The 17111-nt window shown below is 62.2% G+C and carries 16 protein-coding genes; 10 read left to right on the top strand and 6 right to left on the bottom strand.

Annotation, left to right across the window (positions count from 1 at the left end; all coding sequences use genetic code 11):
- Window positions 1-432: T9SS type A sorting domain-containing protein (locus D0T11_RS19445; protein ID WP_220473754.1), on the top strand; the 432-nt coding region annotated here is incomplete at its 5' end.
- Window positions 433-500: 68 nt separating this feature from the next.
- On the opposite strand, the gene D0T11_RS19440 is transcribed toward D0T11_RS19445, so the two are convergent.
- Window positions 501-1475 (bottom strand): arginase, encoded by a 975-nt coding sequence (locus D0T11_RS19440; protein ID WP_119657477.1) that lies wholly within the window; start codon window positions 1473-1475, stop codon window positions 501-503.
- 272 nt (window positions 1476-1747) lie between these two features.
- On the opposite strand from D0T11_RS19440, the gene D0T11_RS19435 reads away from it, so the two are divergent.
- From D0T11_RS19435 to D0T11_RS22695, 3 genes are all read left to right on the top strand, one after another.
- Window positions 1748-3151, top strand: a complete 1404-nt coding sequence (locus D0T11_RS19435) for a type III PLP-dependent enzyme domain-containing protein (RefSeq protein WP_119657476.1) — start codon at window positions 1748-1750, stop codon at window positions 3149-3151.
- 191 nt (window positions 3152-3342) lie between these two features.
- A complete protein-coding gene (locus D0T11_RS22700) occupies window positions 3343-3501 on the top strand; it encodes a hypothetical protein (RefSeq protein WP_182888507.1) in 159 nt (52 codons plus the stop codon).
- A gap of 187 nt (window positions 3502-3688) precedes the next feature.
- Window positions 3689-3850 (top strand): hypothetical protein, encoded by a 162-nt coding sequence (locus D0T11_RS22695; protein ID WP_182888506.1) that lies wholly within the window; start codon window positions 3689-3691, stop codon window positions 3848-3850.
- 84 nt (window positions 3851-3934) lie between these two features.
- Here D0T11_RS22695 and D0T11_RS19430 read toward each other — a convergent pair whose 3' ends face one another.
- Complete coding sequence (locus D0T11_RS19430; RefSeq protein WP_245991046.1) at window positions 3935-4453, bottom strand: D-glycero-alpha-D-manno-heptose-1,7-bisphosphate 7-phosphatase; 519 nt, start codon at window positions 4451-4453, stop codon at window positions 3935-3937.
- A gap of 80 nt (window positions 4454-4533) precedes the next feature.
- A complete protein-coding gene (locus D0T11_RS19425) occupies window positions 4534-5604 on the bottom strand; it encodes an aldose epimerase family protein (protein ID WP_119657475.1) in 1071 nt (356 codons plus the stop codon).
- A gap of 219 nt (window positions 5605-5823) precedes the next feature.
- On the opposite strand from D0T11_RS19425, the gene hemG reads away from it, so the two are divergent.
- The 3 genes from hemG (at window position 5824) to D0T11_RS19410 (ending at window position 9139) form a co-directional block, all read left to right on the top strand.
- Entirely contained in the window at window positions 5824-7158 is a 1335-nt protein-coding gene (gene hemG / locus D0T11_RS19420; RefSeq protein WP_119657474.1) for a protoporphyrinogen oxidase, read from the top strand.
- Between the two features lie 176 nt (window positions 7159-7334).
- Complete coding sequence (locus D0T11_RS19415; protein ID WP_245991043.1) at window positions 7335-8144, top strand: polyprenol monophosphomannose synthase; 810 nt, start codon at window positions 7335-7337, stop codon at window positions 8142-8144.
- 53 nt (window positions 8145-8197) lie between these two features.
- Window positions 8198-9139, top strand: coding sequence for a TerC family protein (locus tag D0T11_RS19410; protein WP_119657473.1), 942 nt, complete (start codon window positions 8198-8200; stop codon window positions 9137-9139).
- Between the two features lie 314 nt (window positions 9140-9453).
- Here D0T11_RS19410 and D0T11_RS19405 read toward each other — a convergent pair whose 3' ends face one another.
- Together D0T11_RS19405 and D0T11_RS19400 are read right to left on the bottom strand one after the other, a co-directional pair.
- The gene (locus D0T11_RS19405) at window positions 9454-10815 is read right to left on the bottom strand and encodes a T9SS type A sorting domain-containing protein (protein ID WP_119657472.1); all 1362 of its coding nucleotides are present in this window, start codon (window positions 10813-10815) and stop codon (window positions 9454-9456) included.
- Between the two features lie 286 nt (window positions 10816-11101).
- Entirely contained in the window at window positions 11102-13204 is a 2103-nt protein-coding gene (locus tag D0T11_RS19400; protein ID WP_119657471.1) for a biosynthetic peptidoglycan transglycosylase, read from the bottom strand.
- A 171-nt stretch (window positions 13205-13375) separates the two neighbouring features.
- On the opposite strand from D0T11_RS19400, the gene purB reads away from it, so the two are divergent.
- Both purB and D0T11_RS19390 read left to right on the top strand, forming a co-directional pair.
- The gene (gene purB / locus D0T11_RS19395) at window positions 13376-14740 is read left to right on the top strand and encodes an adenylosuccinate lyase (RefSeq protein ID WP_119657470.1); all 1365 of its coding nucleotides are present in this window, start codon (window positions 13376-13378) and stop codon (window positions 14738-14740) included.
- 185 nt (window positions 14741-14925) lie between these two features.
- Complete coding sequence (locus D0T11_RS19390; protein ID WP_119657469.1) at window positions 14926-15840, top strand: alpha/beta fold hydrolase; 915 nt, start codon at window positions 14926-14928, stop codon at window positions 15838-15840.
- Here D0T11_RS19390 and D0T11_RS19385 read toward each other — a convergent pair.
- Window positions 15829-16575, bottom strand: a complete 747-nt coding sequence (locus tag D0T11_RS19385; protein WP_119657468.1) for a LuxR C-terminal-related transcriptional regulator — start codon at window positions 16573-16575, stop codon at window positions 15829-15831. The two genes, D0T11_RS19390 and D0T11_RS19385, sit on opposite strands and share 12 nt — an antisense overlap.
- Window positions 16576-16756: 181 nt before the next feature.
- Here D0T11_RS19385 and D0T11_RS22230 point away from each other — a divergent pair, with 181 nt between their 5' ends.
- Window positions 16757-17086, top strand: a complete 330-nt coding sequence (locus D0T11_RS22230) for a hypothetical protein (protein ID WP_182888505.1) — start codon at window positions 16757-16759, stop codon at window positions 17084-17086.
- Window positions 17087-17111 lie beyond the last annotated feature (25 nt).

Raw genomic sequence — 17111 nt, 5'->3', positions numbered from 1 at the left:
CCAGTATTTCTGAAGTTCATGCTTAACCTGCGGCGGCGAAATGCTTCGGCTACCACCCAAAATGTCTTGCTCGTGCTCAAGTTCCCTGTAGCGCTCCGTCAGGTTACCAGCTTTAGCGAATTGCCCGTTCAACCCTGTGGGGTGCTGCCGCAAGCCGACCTGCCTACCGTGCAGGCGTTCTGCACGAGTTCTGTTTATTCATCGGCCATGAATCTGCGCCCGGCTGCCTTCACTCCTGCCACGGCTTCACCCGCCGCGCCCGTCACCGATGTGCGGGTGTACCCCAACCCCGCCACCGACGCGGCTACGATTAGCTTCTCGGGCCTGGCCGCCGGTCGGGTATCTGCCTACGTTACCGACATGGTCGGSCACCGGGTACAGACCATTATGGACCGGGAGCCAATCGGACCGCGCCTGAGCGTGGCCCATTAATGCCTACAGCTTTCTTAGTCCCCAAAAGCCTTCGGCCAGCACTTGGCCGAAGGCTTTTTTACTGGAACTTACCGGCTCACTACCTCCTCCATGCGCAGGCGGTTCTGAATGGCATCAGTGGCGGCTTCGAGGATGTCGAAGGCGTTCTGGGCCATGGTGTTTTCCGAGTCGAGGGTGGGGTTGATTTCCACCATCTCGAAGCACACCACCCGGTCGTTTTCGAGCAGGGCCCGGCACAGGCTGATGGCCTGCTCCACGTTGAGGCCCTCCTCGACGGGCGTGCCGGTGCCCTTGCTGAAGCGCGAATCCAGCGAGTCCACGTCGAACGAGATATACACCAGGTCGCAGAAGCGGAGGCGCTCATAAATTTCGCGGGCCACCTGGCGGGTGCCTTTCTCCTTGACTTCGGCCAGCTGGTAATTTTTGATGCCCAGGCGCTCAATAATAGCGTTTTCCTCGGCCTCCGTGTCGCGCACGACCACGTACACGAGGTGCTCGGGGGTGAGCTTGGGGCCGGGCTCGCCCAAATCCTGGAGGCGCTGCCAGAAAAACTCGGTTTCCGGCTCGGGCTGGTTGCGCTGGCAGGCGCGGTTATCGTCGCCGAGGCTGATGGCCAGCGGCATGCCGTGCACGTTGCCCGAGGGCGTGGTATAGGGCGAATGAATGTCGGCGTGGGCATCCACCCAGACCACGCCCAGCGTTTTGTGCGGATACGCGGCCTTGATGCCGGCAATGGTGGCGGCGGCGGAGCTATGGTCGCCGGCCAGCACGAGGGGGAATTCACCCAGGCGCAGGGTTTGTTCCACGGTGCCGGCAATGGCCTTCTGCACCGTATAAATGGAATCGATGTGGCGGGCGTGCGGGAAATGATTCCGGTCGAAGAGCACGTGGTTCAGGTCGGGCACCTGCACCGAGTTGAACCGTCGGAAGTAATCGGAGCCCTTGTTGAGGCAGGCCACCTTCAGGGCGTCGATGCCCATACTGGCACCCCGGGTACCGGCCCCTAGTTCGGAGCGGACTTCCACAAGCTTAATGCGTCGCATACTACATTGGCAGAAAAGAGGTTAGAGTGGTTTTAATGCTTGCCGATTGAGGGAATGACACCTCCCCTCAGGCTTGACGCGCACAGACCCTCCGGCGCCACCAACGAACAAAGCACAACCAAAACCCTGCGGAGAGGGTATCTTTGCGGATGCAAGTTCGCAAAGTTGGTTGTCAGTTGCTAGTTGTCGGTTGTCAGTAACCAGAACAATACGGTCAACCGGCAACTAGCAACTGACAACCAACGGCTAACAACTGACCCCCTCATCCCTCAATGGATACCTACCACGACCTCATTTCGCAGACCTTTGACTTCCCGACCGACGAGTTTACGGTCGAAAACAACGAGCTGCGCTTCGAAGGCATTGATCTGATGGCCCTCGTAAAAAAGCACGGCACGCCGCTGCGACTGGCCTACCTGCCCAAAATCAGCTCCCAGATTCAGCGGGCCCAGGCCTGGTTTGCCCGCGGCATCGAGCAGACCGGCTACCGGGGCAAGTACTCCTACGCCTACTGCACCAAGGCCTCACACTTCAGCTTCGTGGTGGAGGAAGCTCTCAAAAACGACGTGCACATCGAAACTTCGTCCTGGTTCGACACCAACATCATCCGGGCCATGCACGCCAAGGGCCGCGTGAAGAAGGACACGTTCATCATCTGCAACGGCTTCAAAACCCAGGAGTATAAGCACGAAATCACCCGCCTCATCAACGACGGCTTCGTGAACTGCATGCCCATCCTCGACTCGCCGAACGAAGTGGACTACTACCACGACAACGTGCGCGAAAAGTGCCGCGTGGGTATGCGCCTGGCCTCCGACGAGGAGCCGCGCTTCCAGTTCTACACCTCCCGCCTGGGCATTCGCTACTCCGATTCGGTGGCCTTGTACGAGAACAAAATCAAGGACGACCCGCGCTTCGAGCTCTCGATGCTGCACTATTTCATCAACACCGGCATCAAGGACACGAGCTACTACTGGTCGGAGCTGAGCCGGTTTGTGCACCAGTACTGCGAGCTGCGTAAGGTGTGCCCCACCCTCACCACCCTCGACATTGGCGGCGGCCTGCCCATCCAGACGTCCATTCAGAAGGAGTACGATTACCCCTACATGATTGAGGAAGTACTGCGCACCATCAAGCGCATCTGCGACGAGGAAGGCGTGCCGGAGCCGGATATTTTCACCGAGTTCGGCATCTTCACGGTGGGTGAATCCGGGGCGACCATTTACTCGATTCTGGATGAGAAGCTTCAGAACGACAAGGAGCTCTGGTACATGATTGACGGCTCGTTCATCACCAACCTGCCCGACACCTGGGCCCTGAATCAGCGCTTCATTATGCTGGCCCTCAACGGCTGGAACAAGAAGTACAAGAAAATCCAGCTCGGCGGCCTTACCTGCGATTCCCAGGACTACTACAACGCCGAAAAGCACATCTACCAGGTGTTCCTGCCCGAGCGCAAGCCCGCGGTTGATAAGGAGCCGCTCTACGTGGGCTTTTTCCACACGGGCGCCTACCAGGAAAGCCTCTCGGGCTACGGCGGCGTGAAGCACTGCCTGATTCCGGCCCCCAAAATCGTGATTCTCGACCGCGACGCCGATGGCACGCTCACTGACCGCGTGTTTGCCGAGGAGCAAACCGGTGAGTCGATGCTGCGCATTCTGGGTTACGAGGTATAGCCCGCGAAACGGACCGCGCCGGCGCCAGCCACCGGCCGAAACGGGAGCTCCGGCCGGGGCTCCCGTTTTTTTATCGGCCCCGGCGGGGTGCTCACCGAAGCCAGACTGCTCCTGAGTTGCAAGCCGTTGCCCGGCACATTACCTTTACCCCCGACACGTACTCCGGGCGGTGCCCTTCATCTATCAGATTCATGAAAAAACTTCTTCTCCTCGCCTGCGTGGCCGGCCTCGGCCTGGGCTCGTGCAACAAGAAAGCGCAGTGCCCGGCCTACAGCAGCACCAAGGACGCGGTGCGCGTTTCCTCGCCCATTGTGGCCCAGCACGCCGCCACTACCCCCGAACGTCAGTAGGCTGCGGCCTGCTTGCCCATACCGTAAGGGCCTGCCTCCACCCCGGAGGCAGGCCCTTTGCATTCCGGCCGGATGAAAAAATTCGGAGCACCAACAATTTTGCGGCAATTGAATCGTTTGACTACAACGGGGGTTCTTCTTACAGCACTTGCTCTCCCCCGCTCAGCTCACCTTTTAGCATTTTGCCATGAAAAAGCTTCTTCTGTTCGGACTCCTGGTTTCTCTGGGAGCCAGCTCGTGCCGCAACCAATGCCCGGCCTATTCCGCCACCAAGCCCGCCACGCGCCAGGCGGCCCCGGTTGCCGCGTCGGTTCTGGCCAGCACCGCGCCCGCTGTCAGCGCCCAGTAGGGTTGTCCTGCTCCGCCGTTCTACCGGCCGTTGCCGCCTTTGGGTGGCAACGGCCGGTGTTGTTTCTGGCCGCTTAAAGCCGGGTTAGCCGCCGGCCAGAATCAGGTCGGTGGCGGCGCGCAGGTCGGCCACGTGGGGCTGGTAGCCGTCGGCTTCGTCGGGACCCACCAGGATGCCGCGCACCCCTATTCTGTGGCCGGCGGCTATGTCGCGCAGCCGGTCGCCCACCAGCCAGCACCGGGCGGCATCGAGGTGGAACCGGGCGCGGGCCTGCTCCAGCATCAGCGAATCGGGCTTGCGGCGCAGACTTTCTGAAACGCTGGGGTGGCCGGGGGCGTAGTAGAGCGCGTCAATCAGCCCGCCCACGGCCGCTTGCAGCTTGGCGTGGCAGGCCTGCACATCGGTGGCCGAGTAGAGGCCCCGGGCAATGCCGGCCTGGTTCGTGACCACGATGAGGTAATAGCCGGCGGCCTTGAGGCGGGCCAGGCTCTCGGCCACGCCCTCGATGACCACAAATTTCTCCGGCTCCCACACGTAGGTTCCCATCTCGTGGTTCAGCACGCCGTCGCGGTCCAGAAATACGGCTTTGTTCAGAGGCATCATCAGAGAGCGGAAATTGAGTGCGCAGGGCCACAAAGATAAACCGGCGGTGGTAGTTGGCCCGCCGTACTGGCCGCCATCATTCAGACGCGGACGCCGAACCGGTAGCGGGTGCTCGACTGAAACGTTTGCCCGGGCCGCAGCACGGTATCCGGAAACGTGGGCTGGTTGGGCGAGTCGGGGAAGTGCTGGGTTTCGAGGCAGAAGCCGGCGTGCTTCGCGTACCGGACGCCGTTTTTGCCCGTCAGGGTGCCGTCGAGGAAGTTGCCGGTGTAGAACTGTACGCCGGGCTCGGTGGTGCTCACCTCCATCACCCGGCCCGAGGTGGGCTCGTACACGGTAGCGGCCAGGAGGGTTTTGGCTTCGGGGTTGAGCACCCAGTTGTGGTCGTAGCCACCGGGCACCCGGGCCAGCTGCTCCCCGATGGCGCGGGGCTGACGAAAATCGAAGGGCGTGTCCTCCGCCGGGCGCAGCTCCCCGGTCGGAATCAGGTCGTCGTCCACCACCGTGTAATGGTCGGCCGCCAGGCGCACCACGTGGGCCAGCACGTCGGGCTGCTGGCCCAGGGCCAGGTTGAAGTACGTGTGGTTGGTGAGGTTGACGGGCGTGGCCTGGTCGGTGGTGGCGGAGTAGTCAATTTGCAGGGCGTTGTCAGCGGTGAGGGTGTACACTACCGTCACGCGCAGGTTGCCGGGGTAGCCTTCCTCGCCGGCCGGGCTCAAGTAGGTCAGCCGGAGCGTCTGGCCTGCGGCCGACAGGCCGGGCACGGCGTCCCACACCACCTTATCGAAGCCCTGGTTGCCGCCGTGCAGGCTGTTTTCTCCGTTGTTGCGGGCCAGTTGGTACGGCTGACCGTCGAGGGAGAAGCGGCCCCGGGCAATGCGGTTGCCGTAGCGCCCGATCAGGGCCCCGAAGTAGGGGTTGGCCTTCCGGAACTCCGGGCTCTGGTAGCCCTCCAGCGTATCAAAGCCCAGCACCACGTCGCCGGGCCGGCCGGTTTTGTCGGGCACCAGCAGGCTGGTGAGCGTGCCGCCGTAAGTGCTGATAGTGGCCCGCAGGCCGTGGGCGTTGGTGAGGGTGTAGAGCAGTACGGCGGTGCCGTCGGGCAGCCGGCCGAACTCAACGGCCGTAGGAGCTGGGGCAGAATCGGGCATGATGCTGGTGGTGGTGGTAAGCTATGCGGTGGTTACTGATGGCCAAGTATAGCCGTACTTTTGCCCCCGGGCGCTGTTACGGTCCTGAGCGCGGGTTAGGATAGGCCAAACGTGCGCGGGAATAGCGCTGGTTACCTGACCCGGGTGGCCCGACAAGCGCGGGGTGGGCTGTACCTTTACGGCCTCCCTCCTGTTTCTGATCTTACTGACTTTCCAAAAATGGCCCTAGCAATTATCGGCGGCGGCATTTCGGGGCTGACCCTGGCCTGGTACCTGCAACGCGCCGGCCTCGACTACGACCTGTTTGAGGCCGACACCCGCCCCGGCGGCAACCTGCGCTCGGAACAGCTTGGCGGCTACCTGCTCGAAATCGGCCCCAACTCCCTGCAACTCTCCGCCGAGCTGGACCAGTTACTGACCGAGCTGGGCCTGGGCGGGCAGCTTCAGGACGCGGCCGCCGTGAGCCAGAACCGCTACGTGCTGCGCCAGGGCGCGTACCAGAAGCTGCCCGCCTCGCCGCCGGCGTTGCTCACCAGCCCGTTTTTCAGCCTGAAAGCCCGCTGGAACATTGTGCGGGAACTGTTCCGGGTCCCGCAGGCCCCCGATGCGCAGGAAACCCTCAGCCAGTTCTTCACCCGCCGCTTCGGCCCAGAAGTAGTGGAGTACGCCCTGAATCCGTTCATTTCGGGCATTTACGCCGGCGACCCCGCCCAGCTGCTGCTGCACAAAACGTTTCCCCAGCTGGCTGCCCTGGAGCAGCAGCACGGCTCGGTGCTGCGCGGACTGATGAAAACGAAGAGTGCCGCCGGCCGCCGCCGCATCATCACGCTGGCCGGGGGCCTGCAAACCCTGCCCGACACGCTGGCCCGCAAGCTGCGTCGCGCCCACTTCGGCCAGGGCGTGACCCGCCTGCACCGTCACGCCGACGACGGCCGCTGGGAGCTGGACACCACCGCCGGCCCCGCGCCCCGCCTCTACCAGCAGGTGGTGCTGGCCCTGCCCGCCCACGCCGCCGCGCCCCTGCTCCAAGAGCAGTTCCCCGCTGAAGCCGCCGCCCTGGCCCAGGTGTACTACCCACCCATGACGGCCATTTACACCGCCTACCAGCGCGCCGACGTGGGCCACCCCCTCGACGGCTTCGGGGCCCTCCACCCCAAGGCCGAGCAGCCCTACGCCGCCGGCAGCATCTGGACCAGCTCCATTTTCCCGGGCCGCGCCCCGGCCGGGCAGGTGCTGTTCACCACGTTTGTGGGCGGCAGCCAGTACGAAACCCAGGCCCGGGAGCCGGAAGCCGAGCAGAAAGCGGCCGTGCACGCCGAGCTCAGCCGCTTCTACCGGCTGCGGGCCGGGGCCGTGCCCACGTGGCAGCACCGCTACTTCTGGCCCCGGGCTATTCCGCAGTTCGATGCGCGCATTGGGCCGGCCCACGCCGCCGCCGCCGCCCTCGGCACCCAGGGCCTGTTCAGCACGGCCAACTGGGTGGCCGGCGTAGGCGTGCCCGACTGCGTCCGGCACGCCCGCCAGCTGGCCGGCACGCTGGCCGCCGGGCGGTAGTCCGGGCCAGAGGCAGGCTGTGCTTTTCGAACCGGCTCCGGCTATTGCAGGTTGGGGAGTTGCGGACAGGCAACCCGCGCGGACTTTTTCGCATCTTTTCAGCTGTTCCTGCCGCTGGTTTCCCACGGGGCCGGCCGACGCTTCGGTACGTCGCGCAAACTTCTACCTTTGTGGCAATGACTGATGGGCTTGTCCTGATACCGACCTATAACGAGCGAGAAAACGCGGAACTCATTATCCGTAAAGTATTCTCGCTCCCGCAGCCGTTCGATGTGCTCATCATCGACGACGGCTCGCCCGACGGTACGGCAGATATTGTGCGCCGCCTGCTGCCCGAATTCGAGGGCCGCCTGTTTCTGGAGGAGCGCACCGGCAAGCTGGGCCTGGGCACGGCGTACCTGCACGGCTTCCGCTGGGCCCTGGCCCGGGGCTACGAGTTCATTTTTGAAATGGACGCCGACTTCTCCCACAACCCCGAGGACCTCATGCGCCTCTACGAGGCCTGCGCCCACCAGGGCTACGACCTGGCCATCGGCTCGCGCTACATCCAGGGCGTGAACGTGGTGAACTGGCCCATGGACCGGGTGCTGATGTCGTATTTCGCCTCGGCCTACGTGCGCTTCATCACCCGGATGCCCATCCGGGATGCCACGGCCGGCTTCAAGTGCTACACGGCCCGGGTGCTGCGCGCTATTCCGCGCGAGCGAATCCGGTTCGTGGGCTACGCTTTCCAGATTGAGATGAAATGGCTGGCCTACAAGTACGGGTTCCGTCTCAAGGAAGTGCCCATCATCTTCACCGACCGCACCCGGGGCACGTCTAAAATGAGCAAGGGAATTTTCAAGGAGGCGTTTTTTGGGGTAGTGCAGATGAAAATAAGCAGCTGGTTTCGCCGTTTTCCCCGGGCCGACGCAGCGGCCCCGGTGGCGTATCCGGGCACCACTGTGGCCACGGCATCGGCAACTCCGGGACCCGAAACGCGGTAAGTAAGCGGGAGTCGGCCGCCCTGGTCCGGGCCGGCCGCTTATCTTTCCTGCCGATGGAAATCTCCCCCCTCTTCTGGGTAGCCTTTAATGCGTTGGTGCTGGCGCTGCTGCTGCTGGACCTGCTCGTCTTCAACCGGCGCGCCCACGTAGTGGGCATGCGCGAGGCCCTGGGCTGGAGCGCCTTCTGGATTGCGCTGTCGCTGAGCTTCAACTACCTGGTGTACCGCTGGCTGGGACGGGCCGCCGCCCTGGAATTCCTGACGGGCTACCTCATCGAGAAGTCGTTGAGCGTAGACAACCTGTTCGTGTTTCTGCTCATTTTCAGCTACTTCAAGGTACCGGCCCAGTACCAGCACCGCATCCTGTTCTGGGGCATTATCGGAGCCCTGGTGTTGCGGGCCGGCTTTATTTTGGTCGGGGCGGCCCTGCTGGCCAAGTTCCACGTGCTGCTCTACGTGCTGGGGGCTTTCCTGGTCTACACGGGCATCAAGATGGCCACCAGCGGCGGCGAGCCCGAAATCGACCCCGAAAACAACCCGGTCGTCCGGTTCCTGAGTCGCCACCTGCCCATCACCAACCGCCTCCACGAAGGCAAGTTCTTCGTCCGCCAGAACGGCGTGCTGTTCGCCACGCCCCTGCTGGTGGTGCTGGTGATGGTGGAAACCACCGACGTGGTGTTTGCCGCCGACTCCATCCCCGCCATCCTGGCCGTTTCGCGCGACACGTTCATTGTGTATACCAGCAACGTGTTTGCCCTGCTGGGCCTGCGGGCGCTGTATTTTGCCCTCGAAGGGCTCATGCGCCTCTTCCACTACCTGCACTACGGGCTGGCCCTCATTCTCGTCTTCATTGGCGGCAAGCTGCTCGTCGCCGACCTTTTCCACGTCGGGCTGAGTCTTTCCCTAGGCGTCGTCGGCCTTATTCTGGCCGGCTCCGTTATCCTGTCGCTGCTTTTCCCGAAGAAGGAAGCAGTGAGTGAAGTGGTGAATGAGTGACTCGGTGAATGAGTGCCTCGTAAGCCTGGGGGGCAGATGTATAGTTCGGAAATAAAAAAACGCTGACTATACCACAGATGTATGGTCTGCTTTTTTTTATTCCCGAACTATACATCGAACCTGTTCAGAAAGTCGGCAACTGCCATTATAGCGGTTTGGCCAGCTGGCTTCGCTGCGCTCTGCATCACGTTCTCTCGACTTTCTAAACAGCTTCATTCTTTCCTTCACGTACTTTCAAGCAAGGTCCTTATAAACCTAAAGCCCCTGACGTACGCACGTCAGGGGCTTTTTCAGGGGTGAGCCGGATGCGCTGGCTAGTTACGGACCACGCGCTTAACGATGGTCCCGTCGCCGGTCTGGAGGCGCAGGGTGTAGAGGCCCGATTGCAGGCCGCTCAGATCGAGTTGGGTGCTGATTTTGCTGGCCCGGGGCAGCACCGTAAACTGCCGCACGAGCTGGCCCAGGGCGTTGTATACTTCGCCACGGGCTGTTGCGGAGCCTTGCACGCCGGCAATATCCAGCGTAACCACCCCGGCAGTGGGGTTGGGATAGAGTACGGCGCGGGCTTCGAGGGCCGCGTTGCGGGCCGCCAGCACGATGGTCTGGAAGCTGGAGTAGTTGGTCCGGTAGGTATTAGCGTACTGCCGGGTCACGTCGTCGAATTCCTGCCGGGCCTGCCGCAGCAGTACGTTGCCGGCTCCGTACACGAGGGTAGAACGCTCCCCGTACTTTTGCCGCCAGGCATTGTTCACCCAGTCTTCGCCCACATACGCCAGCTCATTGCCTTGGCTATCCTTGGTGGTCGTGTAGCGGCGGCTGTTGACCCACGCGCCATTCAGGTACTCCTCACTGATTTCCACGTAACTGCCGTTCGCGCCGTAGGTAATGGAGAAGCGCCCATCATCCACGAAGTTTGTGCCGTCGAATGTCTGCACCCGGAAGGAAGCTACTTGCTGGTTGGCCCAGTCGTACCACACGATGTCCAGAATGCGCTCGTCAATGACCCACGCCCCATTGTCCCAATCCTCAGACAGCAGACTGCTCCACTGCCCGTTGGTCACGGTGTAGGTTACCCGGCCCGAGTTCACGTACACTCCGTTGACCAGCTCCTGATCGATTCGCTGCGTCAGAATACCCGCCGCATTGTACGTGTTCACCGTTTGGTAGGCCTGCTCTGTTACCCAGGCGCTACCGCTCCACCTCTGGCTCCGGAACAGCGTTTCGCCACCGTTCGCATCGTAGTCCGTCAGGTAGCGGTAATTGTTTACCCAGGCGTTGTTCGTCCAGTTCTGCTGGGTGTAGCTGGTTTCCTGCCCCCGGGCGTTGAAGGCATACAGGCTGCGGCTGAAGTTGGCAGCCGTGGCCGAGTCCTGCTCCACCTGCTGGATCAGGCGGGCCTGGGAGTCGTAGGTATTGAGCCGCTTGTTGGACACGGCCCAGCGGTTGGTGGTTTTTTCCCAGTAATACCCTACCTCTTGCCCGGGCCGTACGACGGTGGCCGTGATGCCCCGCGCGGCGGTAGCGGCCTGGCCAGCGGTGGCGGGCCGATGATTGACCAGACCCAGCAGCTGGCTGGTGGTTTTAGCGGCGGGCCGCACCTGGGCCTGCGCATCGGCGGCAGCCACGGCCAGCAGACCGAGCACACCCAGAAATAATTGTTGAGGAGAAGTGGGCATATGGCACGAGAGTTAAGGTGAGAAAGAGTTGAAGAAGCTCGTCTGGGGCAGGCTGAGCCCGGGGTCGTGCGACTGTCAAACCTAGCACCTTATGCCCGCAACCGCAATACCCATTAATGGGTATTTTTTATCCGACAAAAACACAAAAAGCCCTCTTCGCCGCATGGCGGGGAGGGCTTTTGAAATCCGGGTCCGGCCGGACACGCACGCACGGCAGGGGCGTTTGAACAGCCCGGAGCCGGAAAGCAGAGTCGGAGCTACGAAACCCCGGCCCGACGGAACTCCCTCATTCCGGCTGGGCATCGGGCACGCCGCCGCCGAGCAGGTCGAGCAGGTTCAGGGGCTCAAACTCGGCCGAGTCGGCGGGCAGGGCCAGGCGGGTGGTATCGGGGCGGGCGCTGAAGTTCATGGCCCGCAGGCCGCGCCCGCTGAAGCTCACCGCGCCGCCCACGTTCTGGTATGCCTCATCGGAGATGTAGCCTTTGCGGGCCATAAGCTGGGCAATGAGCCGGCGGAAGTAGCGGGCCGAGCCGCGCAGGTCGCCGTACTGGTTGAAGCCCGCCCGGAACCGTTTCGGGCTCGGAATGATGCTGGCCAAATACAGGCTTTCCGACAGGTTGAGGTTGGCGGGCTGCTTGTTGAAGTAGAAGTCGGCCGCTTCGTGGACGCCGTAAATCTTGGGTCCCCACTCGATGATGTTCAGGTACACTTCCAGCATCCGCTCCTTGCTGGTCAGGCGGGTATTCTCAATAATCCAGACGATGAGGGCCTCCTCCACCTTGCGCACGATGGTTTTCTTGCGGGTCAGGAACACGTTTTTCACCAGCTGCATCGAGAGCGTGCTGCCGCCCCTCGCAAAGCGCCGCTCCTTCAGGTTCTGGATGGCCGACTTCACGAAGGCCTTCTCCATGAAGCCCCGGTGCGACATAAAGCGCGGGTCCTCGGCCGTCATGATGGCGTATTTGAGGTAGTCGGAAACCTGGTTGTAGGGTGTAAAATTGGGGTTGCCGGGTCCCACGGCAAAGGTTTTCACCGAGTCGCCCTTGTCGTTGTAGGCCGTGTAAGGGAAGGGCTCGTTGAGCTTGCTCAGGTCTTCGCGCCCGAAGCGGGTGATGCGGAACTTGGTGGCCCGCAGCCCCGAATCGAATTGCAGGCTGTCGAGCTGGTTCATGTCGAGGGCGGCCCGCAGGCGGTACTGGAGCGTGCCCTCGCCCCGGGTGCCTTCCAGGGTTTCAAACATGCCCTCGGGCAGGGCATCGAAGAAGTCATTGGCCTTGGTTTCGGCCGATTCCACGTTGAGCTTCACCACCAGACCGGCCAGCAGCTGGTCGCGGCTGGTGAGGCCGTTCACGTTTTTGCCAATCACGCGCTCGGGCACCGGGCGGCGGCGCAGGCTGAACTCGGGAAAGAACTCCATACGGTTGAGCAGCACCCGCGTCCCCTTGTCGAGGGCAAACGAGGCCTGGCCCAGGCGGGTCACGAAATCGATGCCGCCGCGCGGAAACCGGATATCCTGATCGGAGAGCTTGGGGTGGTTAACGATGAAGTTGACCGCCGAGGCCGTGCCTTTGAGCTTTAGCTCGTCCTGGCGCAGGTCTTTGTCGGTGAGGGCGATGCGCACGGTATCGAACTGCACGCGGGCCCCGTAGCGGCGCTGCACGTAGGGCAGCACCACCGGCCGCTTGTCGAGGCCGAACACCTGGGCATCCACCTCGTAGTCGCCGGCGTCGATGTGGCCGATGATGCCCACCCGGTTTTCCACCGAGTCAATCAGGGCCGTCATTTCGCCCGATATTTCGCCGCTCTCGATGGCCAGCCGCGGCATCACGAGGCGGGCGCGGTGACGGGGGCCGTCGTAGGTTAGCAGGAAGTTGCGGAAGTCGGCCTCGCCGGGCACGTTGTCGAAGGCGGCTTCGAGCAGCTGGTTGGCCAGCAGGCCATAGTTGGTGCCCTTGGTGGTATCGCGGGGCACCTGGGGGGCCTCCTTGGTGCGCTTATACAGGAAGGAATAGTTATCCTGCTGCTCATTCACCTTGCGGGCCGTAAGGCGGGCGTTGTCGATTTCGAGGTTGCTGAACACCGGCCGGCCGGCAAACAGGCTGCGCACGCTCAGCGAAGCCCGCAGGGTCTGGGCCCGCAGCAGCGTGTCGGCGGTGGCGGTGGGCACCAGACTCATGCCGTCGAGCTGCACGGTGTTCAGGTCGGTGAACCGGGCCGGCCCAAAGGTGAGCGTGACGGGGAACTTGCGCTCCACCCGTTGCTTCACTTTCACGAGGGCATACTCGAGGAGCTGCTGGCGCTTTACGAGGAAAATACCGAGGCCCGTGAGGACCAGGGCCGCCAGGATGCCCAGGCCGATGCCGATTTTTTTCTTGGTAGCTGGTGTCACGCGCGCAGTTCGGAGAGAAGGGAAGTCGGGGCCGGGCGGGACCAGAAGCAGCCCGCGCCCGCCCCGGCTTCCCCGGCAAAGGTAAGCAAAAAGGCCCGCGCCCCGATTGGCCCGCCCGCCCGCTTACGCTACCTTTGGCCCGTCTCTGCCTACTTACTTTCCTCACTATCCATGTCCACTGCTCCCGACTACGCCGCCCTCACGCCCCTTACCGCCGTTTCGCCCCTCGATGGCCGCTACCACCGCCAGACGGCCCCGCTGGCCGCCTATTTTTCGGAGCTGGCCCTGATCCGGTACCGCGTGCTGGTAGAGGTGGAGTACTTCATTGCCCTGGCAGAACTCCCGCTGCCCCAACTGCAAGGAGTAGATACGGCCCTGTTTGCCGACTTGCGCGCCCTCTATACCAGCTTTAGTGCTGCCGACGCCGAGGCCGTGAAGGCCCACGAGCGGGTGACCAACCACGATGTGAAGGCCGTGGAATATTTCCTGCGGGATAAGTTCGCGGCCCTGGGCCTGGGCCAGTACCTGGAGTTTATCCACTTCGGGCTCACGTCTCAGGACATCAATAACACGGCCATTCCGCTCAGCCTTCAGCACGCGCTCATTCACTCGCTGCTGCCGGCCTACGCCGCCGTGCGCAACCAGCTGGCCACCCGCGCCCAGGACTGGGCCGCCGTGCCCATGCTGGCCCGCACCCACGGCCAGCCCGCCTCCCCCACCCGGCTGGGCAAGGAAATCGAGGTGTTCGTGGCCCGGCTCGATGCCCAGGTGGAGCTGTTGGCCCAGGTGCCGTTCGGGGCCAAGTTCGGCGGGGCCACCGGCAACTTCAACGCCCACCACGTGGCCTACCCGGGCACCGACTGGCACGGGTTCGCCCAGCAGTTTGTGGAAGGACGCCTGGGCCTCCAGCGTAGCCACCCCACCACCCAGATTGAGCACTACGACCACCTGGCCGCCCTCTGCGACGGCCTCAAGCGCATCAACACCATCCTCATCGACCTGGCCCGCGACGTATGGCAGTACATTTCGCTGGGCTACTTCCGCCAGACGGTGAAGGCCGGTGAGGTGGGCTCCTCGGCCATGCCCCATAAGGTGAATCCCATCGATTTTGAAAACGCCGAGGGCAACCTGGGTCTGGCCAACGCCGTGCTGGAGCACCTGGCGGCCAAGCTGCCCATTTCGCGCCTCCAGCGTGACCTCACCGACTCCACCGTGCTGCGCAACCTGGGCGTGCCCCTGGGCCACGCCCTCATTGCCCTCACCGCCCTTCAGCGCGGCCTGGGCAAGCTGGCTCTCGACGAAGCCGCCCTCGACCGCGACCTGGAAGCCAACTGGGCCGTGGTGGCCGAGGCGCTGCAAACCATCCTGCGCCGCGAAAACTACCCCGACCCCTACAACGCCCTCAAGGCCCTCACCCGTACCGGCACCGCCATCTCCCAGGCCACCATCCGCGAGTTCGTGGACGACCTGGACGTGCCCGACGCCGTGAAGCAGGAGCTGCGCGCCATCACGCCCCAGAACTACGTGGGGGTGTAGATATCACCAAGCCAGTATCGAACGGTTTACAATTGCTTCTCCTCAGTCACCTTGACTGCTACCAATAATCCGTTCTTTCTCTTCCTGTTCTACTCACACAAAACTCTTTAAGCCCTCTGGCCAGCTTCTCATCCAGGTCGCGCCTGGCCTTGAGGCCGCATTGGTTACTACCACAACTTTTTACTTTGGATTCAGCCCTTCCCGTGCTTTATCTTAGCCAGACAACCCTGCTTTCTATGCGCTCTTTCCCGCTTGTATTACTCGGTTTCGACCTGACCCTGGCGGCTTATGAAGGTGGGACTGCTACCGGCCCGGCCCTCCTTTTTTTGCACGGCAATTCTATGTCGGCCGCCACATTTCAGCGGCAATTTGCGGCTCCGGAGTTACAACGCTTCCGTTTGGTGGCAGTTGAACTACCTGGCCACGGTCGTTCGCCCGATGCACCCGCTTGGTATTCGCTCCCCTCCACCGTAGCCGTGCTTACGGCCGCCATGAAAGCCCTGTACTGCACCGAATCCTTGGTAGTGGCGCACTCCTACGCCGGGCATCTACTTGCCGAGGCGCTGCCGACTTTACCTCACCTGCGTGGGGCCATGCTACTAAGCTCGCCTTTATTTGGTAATCCCAGCCAGTTGGCCGCTGCCTTTCATTTTGACGAAACCAGTTCTCTGCTTTATGCCTCGGAACTCAGTTCCGCACAAGCAGAGGCCCTAGCCCGTTACTGCCTGCGCCCTAATGCTCCAGTTGACGAGATAAAGCTACTGTGCCAAGCTATTACCCGTACCGATGGGCGCGTGCGCGTGGCCCTGGCAGCCAGTATTGCCGCGGGCGACTATACCGATGAGCCGGCCCAGGTAGCTGCCACGCCGGTGCCATTGGCCTTTGTTGTTGGGGCCGAAGAAACGCTACCCGTACTCGCGTATTTCGACACTCTGACCGTACCTACGCGTTGGGGCAGGGCGGTGCACACGGTGCCGCAAGCGGGACACATGCCGTTTTTGGAAAACCCCGACGCGTTTAACGCCCTATTGCTTGATTTTGAGGCGTACACTGCGGGCCGCACTGCCGGAGTTGCCCCAAATTCCGACTCAGCCGTCTAGGTGACTGAGCAAATAACTCAGGTCGCGAGTACCCAGTTTCCGGTTGATGTTACGCCGGTGCGTATTCACAGTGTGCAGGCTCAGGTACAGCCGGTCAGCAATCTGCTGTGAATTATTCCCTTGTAAGGTTAAACTAAGAATTTCTTGTTCACGGACACTCAGCCGCTCTTTCTTAGAAGGTTGCAACTGATTGAGTACCCAGGCCGAAAAAGAAGGATGTGAGAAGAGAAAACGCACGTCGTTGGTGAGCTTATGGTGCGTGATATCAGTGTAAATGCTGCCGCACAAGACCACCTGCCCGGTTTCGTTTAACTGCACGATGAAGTTCTGGCGTAATACCCGCACCCACCGGCCGTTGCAGTGTAGCAGGCGGTAATCCACCGTAAATACGTGCCCTTCTACGTCGTGGCGCAGATAGTCAGCAAAGCGGGCCGATAGCGCTGTGGCTTCGGCTACCAGAGTTGCATCGTCGGGGTGTACGCGGGTGTAGAGCCACTCGAAGCTGAACTCGGCAGGTGAGCAGCCCAGCAGCGTTTCAACGCCGGGGCTACAGTAGAGTGCCTCTAGGTCGGGAACTTTGTAAAGCAGTAAAAACTGCGTCTTCAATACCTGCCGCCCAAACTGACGGGCTGCTTCCTGTATGGTTTGCTCGCGCATCACCACCTGTTCGGGGCCGTGTATCTGGCCCCAGGTATCGCGCACAAATTTAAGTGTGGAGGGAATGTTGGAATCCATGAGTGGCAAATGAGAAAAAAACAACGGCACTACCCTCCACTATCCTCCCCGAATAGTACGCGAGACTTCGCCCAAGCCAATGGAGCCATTTGGGGGATCTAATATACCTATTTCTAGGTATTGCCGAGAGAAGGTACAGAAGTCACCTTTGCAGGATTCTACTTCCTCACCATTTCCCCCAATGATGCAAAAATTCTACCCGCTGCTTGGGCTGGTATTGGCCCTGGTTTTGCCAACCGCCCACGCCCAAACGACGCCCGCCTGGAACGGGGCGGCCCAAACCCTCAACCCTACGCCCACCGATGATACCCGTGCTTTCGGGCGCACCATTGCCGCCGACGCGGCCGGCAACGCCTACGTGGGCGGCAGCCTCTCCACCGACCAGGCACGGGCAAACCCGCTACCCGCACATTCGGCGCTACCACCCTCTCCAGCCAGGGCAATAGCAACGGCTGTGGGTTCATTGCCAAGCTTTCGGCGAGCCAGCAGTGGCAGTGGGCCACGCGGGTAAGTGATACCGGCGACGGCCGCTCCGT

Origin of the sequence: Hymenobacter rubripertinctus (assembly GCF_003583925.1) — a bacterium.
Classification (GTDB): Bacteria; Bacteroidota; Bacteroidia; order Cytophagales; family Hymenobacteraceae; genus Hymenobacter; species Hymenobacter rubripertinctus.
This window is presented reverse-complemented; position numbering and strand designations above follow the sequence as displayed.

Coding starts and splice junctions, on each gene's coding strand:
- D0T11_RS19425 (WP_119657475.1), bottom strand. CDS start 5,604: ATGCCCGATTCTGCCCCAGCTCCTACGGCCGTTGAGTTCGGCCGGCTG.
- D0T11_RS19405 (WP_119657472.1), bottom strand. CDS start 10,815: ATGCCCACTTCTCCTCAACAATTATTTCTGGGTGTGCTCGGTCTGCTG.
- D0T11_RS19415 (WP_245991043.1), top strand. CDS start 7,335: ATGACTGATGGGCTTGTCCTGATACCGACCTATAACGAGCGAGAAAAC.
- hemG (WP_119657474.1), top strand. CDS start 5,824: ATGGCCCTAGCAATTATCGGCGGCGGCATTTCGGGGCTGACCCTGGCC.
- D0T11_RS19435 (WP_119657476.1), top strand. CDS start 1,748: ATGGATACCTACCACGACCTCATTTCGCAGACCTTTGACTTCCCGACC.
- D0T11_RS19410 (WP_119657473.1), top strand. CDS start 8,198: ATGGAAATCTCCCCCCTCTTCTGGGTAGCCTTTAATGCGTTGGTGCTG.
- D0T11_RS22700 (WP_182888507.1), top strand. CDS start 3,343: ATGAAAAAACTTCTTCTCCTCGCCTGCGTGGCCGGCCTCGGCCTGGGC.
- D0T11_RS22695 (WP_182888506.1), top strand. CDS start 3,689: ATGAAAAAGCTTCTTCTGTTCGGACTCCTGGTTTCTCTGGGAGCCAGC.
- D0T11_RS19385 (WP_119657468.1), bottom strand. CDS start 16,575: ATGGATTCCAACATTCCCTCCACACTTAAATTTGTGCGCGATACCTGG.
- purB (WP_119657470.1), top strand. CDS start 13,376: ATGTCCACTGCTCCCGACTACGCCGCCCTCACGCCCCTTACCGCCGTT.
- D0T11_RS19440 (WP_119657477.1), bottom strand. CDS start 1,475: ATGCGACGCATTAAGCTTGTGGAAGTCCGCTCCGAACTAGGGGCCGGT.
- D0T11_RS19430 (WP_245991046.1), bottom strand. CDS start 4,453: ATGATGCCTCTGAACAAAGCCGTATTTCTGGACCGCGACGGCGTGCTG.
- D0T11_RS22230 (WP_182888505.1), top strand. CDS start 16,757: ATGATGCAAAAATTCTACCCGCTGCTTGGGCTGGTATTGGCCCTGGTT.